Raw genomic sequence first — 13,600 nt, forward strand, 5'->3', positions numbered from 1 at the left:
TAATTAATTACCCATAATGTCAGTTGCATGGCAAATTGCCAAAACCTACGAAGATATTTTGTATCACAAAGCCGACGGTATCGCTAAAATTACGATTAACCGTCCAGAAAAACGCAATGCTTTTCGACCTAAAACTGTTTTTGAACTCTACGATGCCTTTTTTGATGCCCGGGAAGACCTGAATATTGGTGTGGTATTGTTTACAGGAGCCGGGCCCCATACCGACGGAAAATATGCCTTTTGTTCCGGCGGGGATCAAAGCGTGCGGGGGGATGGAGGATATATTGACGATACGGGTATCCCTCGATTAAACGTTTTAGATTTACAACGGTTAATCCGAAGTATGCCGAAAGTTGTGATTGCTTTGGTAGCAGGATATGCGATCGGGGGCGGTCATGTACTGCATTTAATTTGCGATTTAACTCTAGCTGCGGATAATGCAATTTTTGGACAAACCGGGCCGAAAGTTGGCAGTTTTGATGGGGGATTTGGAGCTAGTTATTTAGCTCGAATTGTCGGTCAAAAGAAAGCCCGAGAAATTTGGTATTTGTGTCGTCAATACAATGCTCAACAAGCCCTAGATATGGGGTTAATTAATCATGTTGTTCCTGTAGAACAATTGGAATTAGAAGGAATAGAATGGGCTCAGGAAATTCTGGAGAAAAGCCCAATTGCGATTCGCTGTTTAAAGGCGGCGTTTAATGCCGATTGTGATGGTCAAGCGGGTCTACAGGAACTCGCCGGAAATGCCACCCTACTATATTATATGACCGAGGAAGGAACGGAAGGGAAACAGGCTTTCTTGGAGAAGCGATCGCCTAATTTCCGTCAATATCCCTGGCTTCCTTAGTCTAGGATATGATGTTTGCGGGGACTAGGAATTCCTAGCCCCCAAATTTTTCAATTAAGCCAATAAGGATTCTACTTCGTCTAGCTCTTGAACCTGATGGGATGGCAACGGGATCACATCCCCCTTGCGAGGCGTTTCTTGGGGGAAGTGGATCAGGTTTTCTAGGGTTTCCCAAGATGGAGCAAAGGCGGGAAGTGCTAATTGACAAGACTTCCAACTGCCTTTGACTGAAACTTGAAGCAACTGACAATGCCCCCCACGATGGCCTTCGGGGGTGTATTTTTGGCAGTTACGGCAGACCGATATCAAGTTCCCAGACTCCATACTTTTAAATTCCCCAAGAAAATTACCTATCTATAATTATCGGGGATCATCAAATTCAGGTTTTTTATCGTCAAACTTCGATTCTGTATGGTTTTGAGTTAAATTTTTATGGACTAAGAACTTAACACTTATTTTATATTTTGTTTAAAATCAGATTCAAAATATTAAGAAATGTAAATTTGATAGACTGTACCTGAAACAAAGTAAAATATATAGGGATCAAGGATTAATTTAGATTAAGGGATTAATAAACTCAGTATAAATCCCGTTTAAAACGAGTTAATAGATCAATTTGTAATTACTCTCCGTTTTGGATTGAACAAAAGCCACAAACTGACCAACGAGACAATTCCCCTGGAGGTGTTGGACAGTGACATTGGGGACATAAGGGGAGAGGTTGTGATCGCTGCTTTAAACGATTAGCCCAACCTTCAAAGGCCGTTAACGGAGTCAGGGAGGAACGCCCGGGTACCTCGTCCACTGCTTTTGGAGTTGGAATCTCAACCCGACTGGGATGTTCTTGCCACATTTGAGAGAACTCATCGGTCGAAAAATCGAGAGAAACCGATTGATCTCCCTGGAGTTGATAGCGCCACCCCGCCGAGGAAAATCTGATATCCTGAACTGGAAATAACAGTTTTTGATGCAATTTATGGATAATTTGCACCCGTCTTAAGGTTAAATCCTGAGACCAAGTGGCACTAGAGGTGGCAACATTCAACACCCCTCGATGCCAAGTGACTGGACGGGTATGACGACTCGCTACAGTCCCCACAATTTCAGACCAACATTGACAGAGATCTTGAAATTGTTGCTGTTCTGGGGTAAGAATCTGAGATTGAAGGCGACCTAAAATACGATGGAGGGATTGCATTAATCACAAACACGGGTTCTAACCGATAGAGATTTTTGGACTAACTTGCCACAATTAAAACATAACAAACACAGTATTCCTGACAGAATCGTAAGCCTGAATTCATCAGTTAGTTAATCATTCTTTTCCTTTTCTGTTACTTTTTCAGCAAGCCCTAATTAAATTTAACAAGCGATCGCATCTTCAAAACCCATTGAGAATTTCCTAGTTTTTCAAGGGAATAGTTAAAGGAGAATACGGAATACTAGGCTCTATTCCATCGTTAGGTGCTGAGTTTATCGGGACGGTTTCTTCTGAAAGAATGCGAGATTGTGGTTCTACGGGAATGGTCGGTTCTGTGTAGTAATTAGGAGCAGATTCTTCAGAAACATAACCCCCTCCTTCGGCGGGTGGAACCTGTGGCGGTAGAGTTTCAGCCCCAGATTGAGAGTAATTGGGGTCAGTTGGAATATCGGGTTGAACCGTTGGATCACCAGAATAGCTATTGACAGGGGTAGAAACCGAGTAATCTGTAGTAGGAGTAGGAGGTTCCGATTCTACCTCGGAAGGTGGGAGTAAATATTGATCGATTTTAGATTCATCCGTTGACGGACTTTTTTCCAGGGTTTCAGCAACAACACCGGAATTACTATATTGATCAACGGGGGATTGTTCTTCGGTTTTTGCTTCTAAGTCCGCAGGTTTTGGTATGGAGTAATCTCCATCTTCTAATGGTTCTTCAACCGAACGTTGAGGGGCTACTTCACTCGGAGCTTGAGTTTGAATAGAGGGATTTTCAAACATTGGTTCCGTCGAATCTAAATTAGCAAAGGGATGATTGATCTGAATCTTGGTTTTCTGACTAACAATATATCCATAACGACGGGTCAAATCAAACCCAACCCAACCAAAAAATAAAGAGGTGACTAAGAATAAAATCGGAACTAAAAAACCCAAGGAAGGGTTATATTCTATGGTTTCCCAGTCAGGAATCTGGACAGGAACAGGTTGAATTTTAGGTTGGGGATGGGGCTGGGGAACGGTTACAAATACTGGAGTTTCAACAACAGGTTTCACCGCCACAGGTTTAGGGGGAATAACAACTGGATTAGGTTGAATCAAAGTATTAGGAGATTGAATTACCGTAGTAGTTGTTTCAATCGGTAAAAAAGCGATCCACTGATCAACATTTTGAGGCCGTCGTCCGGGTTCAATTTCTAATCCCCAATAGATCAACCGTTCCACCACGACACTGAGGGTAGGTTGAATTCGTCTTAAATTTGGTTTAGTGGCGTTTAGTAACTCCTGTGTGGCTTCATTGACTCTTAGGGGGGCTTCTAAGGGCGGTTCACCTGTTAATAAATAATAGAGTATGGCTGACAAACCATAAATATCCGTTGCTGGGGTCAATTGTTGATGGGGAAGATAATGTTCTAGGGACGCATAACCCACGGATAAAACGCGGTTACGAATAGGAAACTCCGGGTGATGTTGGATGAAGCCATTGGTTAAGCCAAAATCAACTAGGGTGAGGGTATTTCCGTGGAGTCGGATATTTCTGGGTTGGAGATGACAGTGGAGTAAACCTTGTTGATGGAGTTTCCGCAACGCTGAAGAAATCTGACTAATATAGTTTAGGGCTTGACCCACCGATAGCCTGGGACTCGATTTTAGTGTTTCTTCTAAGGTTTCCCCTGGAATATAATTCATCACCATATAGGGTAAACCCTGTTCTTCAAATAAGTCGAGGACACGCACAATATTTGGATGGTGACACTGACTTAAACCCTGAGCAAAGGTGATAAATTGTCGCTTAATTTTGGGAAAATCAACGGAGGTCATGAATTTCGGATGGAGGGTTTTAATCACCACCGTTTGATTCGTTAGAGGGTGAGTCCCTTGGTAAGTTACACCAAACTCCCCACGACCAAGAACCGCATCAATCCGATATTTGCCGTTCTGGAGAACCATTTCCTGCGTTAGATTCATTGCTTGATCACCAACTCCCCACCGTTTACTTATCTGCCCATACCATAACGAAACTATCGTTTTAGCATAGTCTACCTTTAGTTCCGGGATTGTAGCGCCTCTGTGGGACGAGCGCCAACTCTCCCAACGGTTAGACCTAGAAGTCCTCCACCATCCATTCCGAAGATCTCCCCCCTAAATCCAGGGGAATACTCACAGCTTTTCCTAAACGGGGTTTTTCTCGAGTATTTAGAATATAATGTCTTACCTGTTCCGTACTTCCCCAACTATTTAGATAGTTAGTGATCGCATTCAAATGGGCAATATAATCGGCTTCATTCAGGGGAAAGGATAATTGTTCTAAATATTTCCACATAATTTGCAGAAATATTTTACCCCTTGTCCGTCGCAGTTGAATATCGTAGGACACTCCCCATTTATTTAATAACAATTGACGCAGATCTTCACCAGTCATAGTTACGATTCACTCCCTAGATACGGCTCGATCCATTAACTACCAATTCCTAACCCGGTGGCCAAGGCAGGGGTGAGGGGAAATAGGGTTAAAATCATGAACAAGAAAACCAATAATCCCCAGGCGGCACGGGTATCATTGGGTTCAGTTAATTCATTTAAACTCGGTCGTTCTAAATTCCGTTGTAAAATCAAAATTACTAAAGCCCAATACAGGGCTAACGGATTAGAGAAAGAAGCGATCGCTAAAACAATAAATGTAGCAATGGTGGAACGTCCGGCAATTTTCCGGCCATAAATCGCCTGCATCATCCGTCCCCCATCTAACTGTCCGGCTGGCATTAAATTCAAAGCCGTAATCACTAATCCAAACCAACCGATTAAAGTTAGAAGATGCACGTCAACGCTGGTTTGATGGAGTTGGGAACCTAAAATTAATCGAGATAACATCCCGACTAAAACCGAGCCTTGAAAAAATTCCGTTGGTACTTGAAAAGCACTCCCCTGATGGGATAAAAATAACCCCATAATTAACAGGAATAACGATAATCCGCCAGCAGCTACCGGGCCAGCAAAAGCCACATCAAATAATACCGTCCGGTTAGGTAATACGGATTCAAACCGATTAAATGCTCCAAAACTTCCAATTTGAACCGTTGGGATAAAAAACGGCCAACTAAACTTAATATTATAGTGTTTGGCTATAACTTGATGGGCAATTTCATGGATGAATAAAACCGCTAAAATTCCGAGGGCGATCGGGATAATTTCCGGGTAGCGGGTTAAATTTTCAGAAAAATCGAATCCTAATAATAAACCTCCCGCTTCAAAAATTGTTCCTAGCGTCATTAAAAATAAAATAATCGCTAAAATTTTTTGAGGAATTGAAGTGCTTAAGGGTTCATTATTCTGGGGTAAAACAATAACAACGGGTTTGCCTTCGGGATTATCAACTAAAAATAATCGTAAGCGATCGCCAATGCTTTTTTTTAAATTTGTCGATAATTGTTGATAGGCAATTTCCGGGTCACTGCGAAGATTTCCTTTAAAAATCACCCCATCTTGATAGGGAATGGTTTCCGTGGCAAAAAAGGTATCAATACCAAAAATACCCTGAATAATTTTCAGGTCTTCTGGAGATAACGGAACCGATCCCAAGTTCAAAACCGGATCGGGGGTTGGGGGAATAATGTTGAGTTCCGGTGGCAGGGGGGGTGGACTTCCTAACAGATCGGGTTTAAGCTCAGAGACCGAATCTTGATTCGCCACTTCCCTGAGTCGTCGGCCAATCATAATATATAATCCCGTCGAAGCCACGAATAAAAATAAAAGACTGACCAAATTTAGGTAAATTCCCGCCGCCGCCAAGCAGAAAAACAGAAATCCTGGAGACATTAAAGCCACGGATTGTAACCAGGACAACAAACCCAGTTTCCCATAGGGTAAGGCACGATAATACCCCCAACCCAGGATACCCAGGGTAATCAGGAGGACGAGAATAGTGGTGTTATCAGATGCAGTAAACATTATAGACCTTAATTTTGAACTAGAAAGGCGATCACCTTGAGAATTCATTGTAGCCCAGTCCATTCCCCCCTAATTCAATCAAGGCATTGTCGGAATGCTATCCAGGTCTTTAGGATGGGTATTGATATCTGCCTGGGAAATGAAATCGGGATTGGTCGCCAAAATCGCTTTCGCTTCTGCCATATCTCGGCGGGTCGCTTCCCGTAGTTGTTCTCGCAGGGCGGGCATAGCAGCCAAAGCCCTTGTCCAGTCAGGAATTTGAGCCGTGACCGGATTTTGAAAAAATTCTTCACCCGCTTCCGCGATCACTTTTTCAAAGACATCAATGATCGCTTCTTCGTGGTGACGGTCATACTGCATATTATTAAACCGAGCATCGACAAAATATTGGCGGGTAAAATCCTGGGCCTCCCGTTTGAATTTAATTCGTAAGGTATGAATTTGTTCCCGGTTCACCACCACCCGTTCGGTTTCGATTAAGGTACGCAAAATCGACCTAAGAATATCAGCGCACATTTTCCGTAATCCTTCGGTGGGAGATTGACCAATATTTTGATGTTTATGGTCGAAGTTTCCTAAATCAATTTGAGCAATTCTTTGGGGAACAACATTGCGATAAACCTCCGCTAATAAACCAATTTCTAAGCCCCAATTGCTGGGAATTCGAGTATTGAGGGCGATATCATTGGTTAGGGCAAATTCCCCAGATAGGGGATAACGATAGGCACTTAAATAGCGCAGATAATTGTTATAGCCATATAAATCCATCAATGCCACCAGTAACGGGGTGACAAATAGACGCATTACCCGACCATGGAAACTTCTAGGTTCGCCGCCCAATCGGGCATAATAGGCTTTATTAAAGGAAATTCCGAGTTCTTTTTCTAGGAGGGGGAATAATAGTTTCAGGGGATAGGATTTATCGTAGGTAATAATATCGGCATCGTGCAGTGCGATCGCTTCTGCTTGCAGGGATGCTACCCCCAAACCAATCCAAACCGCCCGACCTTTGCCATTGAAGCTCATCAGGTCTAGGCCTTTTTCCCGCAATTTTTCTAAAAGTTGGTTGACTCTTGGGCTATTTTCCCAAATCACCAGGGTCGGTTGGGGTAAAACACTAAAAAAATGAACCGCTTTTGTATATTCCTCAAGGGTCTTTGCATACAGACAGACCACGATGGTATTGACGAAATGACAGTCCTTGAGGCAATCTCGAATCCGGGTTAAAGCGGGTCGTTCCAGTTCCTCGTATAAGGCGGGAATCAAGACAGCCGTGGGGCAAGTTTCACACAGTTGGGTGATTCTGGCTTCTAATAAGTCAAGATCGCAACCAAAGTCATGAATCGTGGTAATTAATTCTTGTTTATAGTCCATTATGGTGACCCAATTCCCAAGATAGCCAGTGCCTTATAGAGTCCATCCATCCTAACACTCAAGGAACAAATTGGACTAGCTCAACTGCTGCACATATATGGCGCTACGCATTACACTTAGGGTACTTCTAAATCCAGCAAACTCATTCACTGCTTACTGTTCCGGTGTTCCCTTGTTCCCTAGTGCGTAGCCCTATAGATCTTGCTGGTACATATAGCAGTTTTTTCTACCAATCAGTGCAGAGATCCCCCTAACAGTTTAGAGATCAATACCTCAAAATTACGCACAGAATTAGCCGATGGCATGATTTCTGGATCAACCATGGGTTCCACCAAAATTGTAAACATTCCCAAACGGTTCCCCGCCAATACATCGGTAAATAAGCGATCGCCCACCATCGCTACTTGTTCTATGGGCAAATTCATCGCTTCAACAGCCCGCTTGAGTTTCCGACGGGAGGGTTTACCCGCGCCGCTAATATATGGCAAGTTCAAGGTTTCAGCAATATTGCCAATCCGAGTTTGACTAATATTGTTACTCACTAACCATAGACTCAAATCAGGTTTTAAGGTGTCGATCCAACCTTTGAGATCCTCAGAAACCGATTTTTCTGTAATCGGAACTAAGGTTTCATCCACATCCAGTACCATTCCTTTAATCTGATGCCGTTGTAATAACTCCGGTGTCAAATGTAAAACGCAATCCCCAAGAACTAAATCAGGCTGTAAGAGTTTCCCCCAAGACATAATAACCGTAAGATTTTAGCCTTTTTATCTTAGCGGAAAAGGGGGCAATATAGAGAAATTTTTTCCATAAATCGTTGGATCACCAAGCAATAGGGGGCAAAGAAATCAAAATACTGCGATCAGAAATTTCCACTTCCGAGCGATTTCTTCCCCACTGTTCTAATCCCACCACAATTGTACTTGAAAGAATAGCATCTTCAGTCAAACGACGCTCAATTTTACCTTCAGCAATTAACCGTTCAAAAATAGCTTTAAAGGGAATATAAACATCCTGAAAAGGTAAATCTTTTAAAGGTAAATTACAATCCGATGATTTATCAACAGTAAACTTTAAATCCTTGGGGGTAACATTCCATGACTTGCCATTAACATGAATTTGAGACAAAGAATATTCAGCCACTTCAGGTTCACGAAATAACTCAGGTAAGGTGGATATTTTGCCCTGATTAATTACATAATCCATTAAATTAACAGAAACTCCAAACCCTTGACGGCTTTTTAAACTATAAAAAGTCATATCCGTATGCACCCTAATTTTCCGGTATAAATCTTCATTTTTATCCGCAAAACACACCTTAGCCCGAAGTTTTAAACGGACACCCTGCACCCATTCATACAAGGGTGTCATGACTCGATTTCGGTGATCTAACCCGCCATAAGTCCCTGGATAGGTTTTCAGGTTTTCTTGTAGTCCAATATAGAAACTACCATAACCAAAGGGAATTTGTGGCAAGCTGGAACTGTCATTAATCAAATAAGCTGAGGGACTTTCTCCCACACCGTTGTTTTTCCAGTAAAAAAAGTAAGGACAGCGACCCTTGACCGGGGGAGTTCCAACAGGTTCAGAAGGGTGAGATTCCATTAAAACTCGATTATTCGGGGCGTTGGGGTTTTCAGCTTCATTGGGAATACAACTTAATTTTCCGGTTGGCCCTACTTTATCCTTGTAACTAAAAGATCCATAGGCTAGGGTATAAAACCCAGAACGATTCGGAATTGACCCATAACATTTTCCCCCAATTCCATCAGGACAACTCTCAAAATAAACAGGACTTTGGGGATAATAGCCAGCCACTCGGCGAATTTTCAACCCAGAATCCCAACCCCAAGGGATTAGAGAAGATGGGGAAATTGCCGCATGAGAATCAATAGCTGAATGCTCCGAAGATGGTAACGAAATTGAAGAATTTGGGGCCGTCAAGGAAAGATTAGATAGTCCGAACAAAATGGCTAAATACACAGCTTTTGTTTTCGATAAAAAACTGGGTTTTAGACTATAAAAATAATCACTAAAGCGCACGTTCTCTGGTTGTAGATGTAGATACAGGTTCAAAAAGCAATTATTTTCTATTTAGAAGAAAGATTGCGTTCAACTTCAGCAATCGCCGCTTGATGTTCCGCTTCCGTCCGGCTAAAAATATGGGTTCCGTCGTATCGCGCCATAAAATACAAATAATCCGTTTTTTCAGGAGTTAAAGTTGCTTTTAAACTGGCTAAACCCGGACTGGCGATCGCCGTTGGAGGTAATCCCACATTAATATAAGTATTGTAGGGAGATGGCGTTTCCACTTGTTTAAAGGTTAGGGGTTGCTCAACAGTTTGACGAATCCCCAAAGCATATTCTACTGTTGGATCAGATCCTAGTTGAATTCCTTGTTGTAAACGGTTATGAAATACCCCAGAAATTCGATTTCTTTCTTCATGAACAACCGCTTCTTTTTCCACAATACTCGCTAAGGTAACCCATTGATTTAAACTCAAATTCTTTTGAGATTGAGCTTGTTGATAAATGGGTAAAGCCTGTTCTTGGAATCGATTTAACATCTGACGGACAACCGCCCGGGGAGTAACTTCCGTTGCTTCGACTTGATAGGTGTCGGGAAATAAAAAGCCTTCTAATAAGGGTAAATTCTGCGGAAGCCAAGGATAATCCTGATAGGGAATTTGACGACTAGCCGCGATAAATTCCTCCGCCGAGAAAAATCCCTGTTGCTCAAAATATTCGGCCATCTGTTGAATTGACCAACCTTCAGGAATGGTGAAACTCAGAGTCATTACCTCCCCATTCCAAATGGTAGACGCCACTTGACTCAGGGACTGGGTAGGAGCTAGGGAATAGCTTCCCGCTTTAAAATCTCCTTGGGGGTTTTGGAAGATTAACCACCGCGCCCATAGTCTCCAAGCCAAATCAGAACGAATTAATCCCGCCGCCTTCAAATCTTCACCAATTTGCTGACTGGAAGTTCCGGCTGGAATCAGGATTTTGACGCTGTTTCCCTGACCCTGGGGCGCGGCACTGGCCCAACTCCACCAAGCCCAACCTTGCCATCCTAAGAATCCCCAAATAATCGGCAGAATCAGAAGGTAAAAAAATCCCTTAGAAAACCGTTTCATAGTTTGTTTATCTTGAGGTTTTTTCTGTTTTGTGTTTGCAATTCCCAAGCTAATTCTCCATAATTAAAATTTTAATAAAAACTGAAGTTATGTGAATTAAATTATTAGAAAAGATCTGCTCACAAAAAAGTAGAAACAGATCTAAATCCTTTAATCTAAAGCATCAAAAAGTTGATCTTCAATTAGGGGTAAAAGAGGTTCTAACCTTTTAAATTCTTCGGGGGATAGTTGTTTATATTCTCCTTCTTCATTGGCTTTAGCCAGAATAAAAAATGGATCGGCTGGGGTATAAATACCATATTCCTGTTCCTCATGGTAGAAACTGGCTAACCAGAGCAGTTCCTCATATTCTTGTTCATCGGGTTCAGCAGAATCGAGATCCAGATTCGAGTCTCCATCATCGGGAAAATCCGGTAATTCTCCGGCTGCGGTTAGGGTAATTCCTGTTCGCTTTAGATCCAAATTGTGTTCTGCTAAAACCGCTTTAGCCGTTTTAAAAATACTGTCAATTTCTGCTTCTGATTCCACCGGAACTGCGGATTCATCATCATCCTCATCGTCATTCCAAGTTAGAATTTCGATTGGTGAGTCCACAGGTAGCAGTAATCCATAATCTTGACCTTCTAACTCAATTGAGGATTGTAAGACGCAAACCAGCGATCGCCCCTGTTCATCCGTCAGGGTCACGGTCACTTGTTCTTCCTCAGAACGTCCATTTCCTTCAGAAAATTTAGGTGGGAACATCATTTATATCGTACTATTTTTAACCATATTAAACGTTACTGGTAACAAGTGTCAGTCATCAGTCATCAGTCATCAGTCATCAGTCATCAGTCATCAGTTCATTACCCATTACCCATTACCCATTACCCATTACCCATTCCCTTGTCTCCTCTGGTCTAACCATTGTTGCAAAATCAAGGCGGCGGCTTTGCGGTCAATCATGCTTTTATTGCGAGAGGGAGAAATATTGTCCGCAATCATTAATTGTTCGGCTTGATAGGATGTCAGACGTTCATCTACATATTCCAGGGGTAAATTCAAGCCATGGGCTAACCTTTGAGCATAGTTTTGGGTATATTTAGCCTGAGAACCCAAGGAACCGTCGAGATGATAGGGTAAACCTGCCACTAATAACTGTACTTGTCTCTGCTCTACCAGGTCTTGAAATTGAGCGATATCATGGGTAAAAGAACGCCGCAGAATTGTAGTGAGTCCGGTGGCAATTAAGCCCGTACCATCACAACCGGCGACGCCAATGCGTTTGCGACCAATATCTAATCCCAAGGCGGAAATAAACAGGGATTTTCCCATAATTACAACAACCTCGCACAAAGCCCACGCACTTCAGTCGTGGGATGTAGTGCGACCCCCTTTAGGGGGTGTGAGGGTTTTAATGTAATCCCTAAGAACTTCAGCCATTGATAATCCTTCTGATTCAGCATGACTTTTGAGACGTTCATATTCTTTCTCGTTAACATTAAACTGAATTTTCTTTTCCCTTGACATACTCTATTTAAGACTCTATTATCAGAGTATAGCAAGGATGTTCCTCGCTTATCTGGTCAGATGTTCTGACCTCCTTAAAAACAAGTTGTCAATGGCGAGAAAAAGGCAACCACTGTGATTATCCCTGTTGACTACAGAAAGCTCCGAAAAATCTTGGCAGAGCCAAAGACTGTAATAGTCGTGTGCCGTCAATTGGGACGAGGTACTTGGCATTCCTCAGAGTCTCGTACTCTCCTCTAATATTGCTGTGAAGCAATTCTGGAAACAGTAGGGGGCAACTCCATGAATACCGAGCAATCGGGGCTAGACAGGAGAATCCCACGCGGTTCACCCGTGGGAGTGTCAAACAGGATCAGACGGTAAATCTAAGGACTTTTGGGTTGAGTTTTTCGGGTCTAATTCCGGTGTTTCCGAGATCCCCTCCACCGTAGATTTTTGCACGGGAGAAGGCTGTTTTACCGTTGGCCCCAACCAAGAGATATGCGTGGGTACGGGTTTATGGGCGGGTTGCCAACTAGGTAGGACATCGGATAATTGCAACCCTTCCAGGGAAGATTTAGATTCCCGTAATTTATGCCAAACGGAACGGGACATTAATAAGGTATGTTCCACCCGTGCGGCCCCAATTTTTTCTAAATAGGCTTCTCTTTCGGGTTGATAGTCAGCCGATGCTAATTTTAGGGACTGGGGGCCAAATTCCTGGGCTAAATGGGCCATCTGGGATAGCAATTCGGGGTAAAGCCAGGTATAGGCCGGATGGACGGTTAACTCAGCAACATGGGGTTGGCGACCATCACGGGATAACTGCACTTGAAAATAACCAATTGCCGCTTTGCGTTGGGGTTCAAACACATAACCACTGACCTGTTCACTGTGACTAAACCATTGTTTGATTGCATCTACAACAGCCTGAACAAAACTGGTTTTAAAATCTAAAATATGACGGTCAAATACTTGTCGCAACAACGGAGGCATGGAAACCGTATCTAGTTGATACAGTAGTTGAGCATCCGCATTACTGACGGGTAAAAGGTTGGGTAAATCGGGTTGAGAATTCGCCAAGGTTTGTAGCAATTCCGGTTCCACTACCCAATAGGTCATTTGAGCTAAGGGTTGAAATCCATTTTGCCGATAAAGAGCCATCAAACTGCTATCATTTACATTAACTTCTAATAGCCAGGTTCGTGCTTCCCAAAGGGTTTCAAAACAATAACGTAATAGTTGTGAACCGATACTACTGTGATTATTTAATCGATCTACAAATATTCGATCAATTCGCCAAGTGCTGCGGGTGGTGTTGAAAGGAGACACTTTAATCATCCCTAAAACTTGCCCGAACTGTTCAGCAATATAGGCATTAAATAAATTTTGACAGGGGTTAGGAAACCAACTTAAAAATTTTAGCAACCCATACCACCGACGCAGGTATTCTAACTCCTGGGCTAACACCGTATCATCAGCTTGGTCATATAGCTTTTCAACCGCCTCTAAGTCCCGGTATTGAAACGGGCGAATATTAAACTGGTTTTGATTTTGGGAAAGAAATAAATTCATTGGATGAAGTCGGGTAAAGAATCACCG

General features: G+C 42.7%; 14 protein-coding genes. 1 reads left to right on the top strand and 13 read right to left on the bottom strand.

Annotation, left to right across the window (positions count from 1 at the left end):
• The first annotated feature begins 16 nt into the window (after window positions 1-16).
• Window positions 17-850, top strand: coding sequence for a 1,4-dihydroxy-2-naphthoyl-CoA synthase (menB, locus tag NMG86_RS23715; RefSeq protein WP_026787975.1), 834 nt, complete (start codon window positions 17-19; stop codon window positions 848-850).
• Window positions 851-904: 54 nt separating this feature from the next.
• Here the strand turns inward: menB and NMG86_RS23720 are convergent, their stop codons facing one another.
• The 13 genes from NMG86_RS23720 to NMG86_RS23780 form a co-directional block, all read right to left on the bottom strand.
• Complete coding sequence (locus tag NMG86_RS23720; RefSeq protein WP_026787976.1) at window positions 905-1,174, bottom strand: hypothetical protein; 270 nt, start codon at window positions 1,172-1,174, stop codon at window positions 905-907.
• A gap of 298 nt (window positions 1,175-1,472) precedes the next feature.
• The gene (locus NMG86_RS23725) at window positions 1,473-2,048 is read right to left on the bottom strand and encodes a DciA family protein (protein WP_026787977.1); all 576 of its coding nucleotides are present in this window, start codon (window positions 2,046-2,048) and stop codon (window positions 1,473-1,475) included.
• Window positions 2,049-2,252: 204 nt separating this feature from the next.
• Window positions 2,253-4,016 (bottom strand): serine/threonine protein kinase, encoded by a 1,764-nt coding sequence (locus tag NMG86_RS23730; RefSeq protein ID WP_051319769.1) that lies wholly within the window; start codon window positions 4,014-4,016, stop codon window positions 2,253-2,255.
• A gap of 136 nt (window positions 4,017-4,152) precedes the next feature.
• Window positions 4,153-4,470: a DUF3067 family protein gene (locus tag NMG86_RS23735; protein WP_026787978.1), complete on the bottom strand. Its 318-nt coding sequence runs from the start codon at window positions 4,468-4,470 to the stop codon at window positions 4,153-4,155.
• A 35-nt stretch (window positions 4,471-4,505) separates the two neighbouring features.
• On the bottom strand, window positions 4,506-5,996 hold the full coding sequence (locus NMG86_RS23740) for a site-2 protease family protein (RefSeq protein ID WP_026796641.1): 1,491 nt from the start codon (window positions 5,994-5,996) through the stop codon (window positions 4,506-4,508).
• A gap of 78 nt (window positions 5,997-6,074) precedes the next feature.
• On the bottom strand, window positions 6,075-7,370 hold the full coding sequence (locus NMG86_RS23745; protein WP_043938977.1) for a glycosyltransferase family protein: 1,296 nt from the start codon (window positions 7,368-7,370) through the stop codon (window positions 6,075-6,077).
• A 233-nt stretch (window positions 7,371-7,603) separates the two neighbouring features.
• Window positions 7,604-8,116 (bottom strand): YqeG family HAD IIIA-type phosphatase, encoded by a 513-nt coding sequence (locus NMG86_RS23750; RefSeq protein ID WP_026796642.1) that lies wholly within the window; start codon window positions 8,114-8,116, stop codon window positions 7,604-7,606.
• Between the two features lie 79 nt (window positions 8,117-8,195).
• Window positions 8,196-9,449: a hypothetical protein gene (locus NMG86_RS23755; protein WP_498600559.1), complete on the bottom strand. Its 1,254-nt coding sequence runs from the start codon at window positions 9,447-9,449 to the stop codon at window positions 8,196-8,198.
• A 14-nt stretch (window positions 9,450-9,463) separates the two neighbouring features.
• A complete protein-coding gene (mltG, locus tag NMG86_RS23760; protein ID WP_026796643.1) occupies window positions 9,464-10,510 on the bottom strand; it encodes an endolytic transglycosylase MltG in 1,047 nt (348 codons plus the stop codon).
• Window positions 10,511-10,660: 150 nt separating this feature from the next.
• Window positions 10,661-11,257, bottom strand: a complete 597-nt coding sequence (locus NMG86_RS23765) for a DUF3727 domain-containing protein (protein ID WP_026787983.1) — start codon at window positions 11,255-11,257, stop codon at window positions 10,661-10,663.
• A gap of 126 nt (window positions 11,258-11,383) precedes the next feature.
• Entirely contained in the window at window positions 11,384-11,824 is a 441-nt protein-coding gene (ruvX, locus tag NMG86_RS23770) for a Holliday junction resolvase RuvX (RefSeq protein ID WP_026787984.1), read from the bottom strand.
• Between the two features lie 33 nt (window positions 11,825-11,857).
• Entirely contained in the window at window positions 11,858-12,019 is a 162-nt protein-coding gene (locus NMG86_RS23775; RefSeq protein WP_141292963.1) for a ribbon-helix-helix protein, CopG family, read from the bottom strand.
• Between the two features lie 342 nt (window positions 12,020-12,361).
• Entirely contained in the window at window positions 12,362-13,573 is a 1,212-nt protein-coding gene (locus NMG86_RS23780) for a GNAT family N-acetyltransferase (RefSeq protein WP_026796644.1), read from the bottom strand.
• Window positions 13,574-13,600: the final 27 nt, after the last annotated feature.

This window comes from Planktothrix rubescens CCAP 1459/22 (assembly GCA_904830895.1).
Classification (GTDB): domain Bacteria; phylum Cyanobacteriota; class Cyanobacteriia; order Cyanobacteriales; family Microcoleaceae; genus Planktothrix; species Planktothrix agardhii.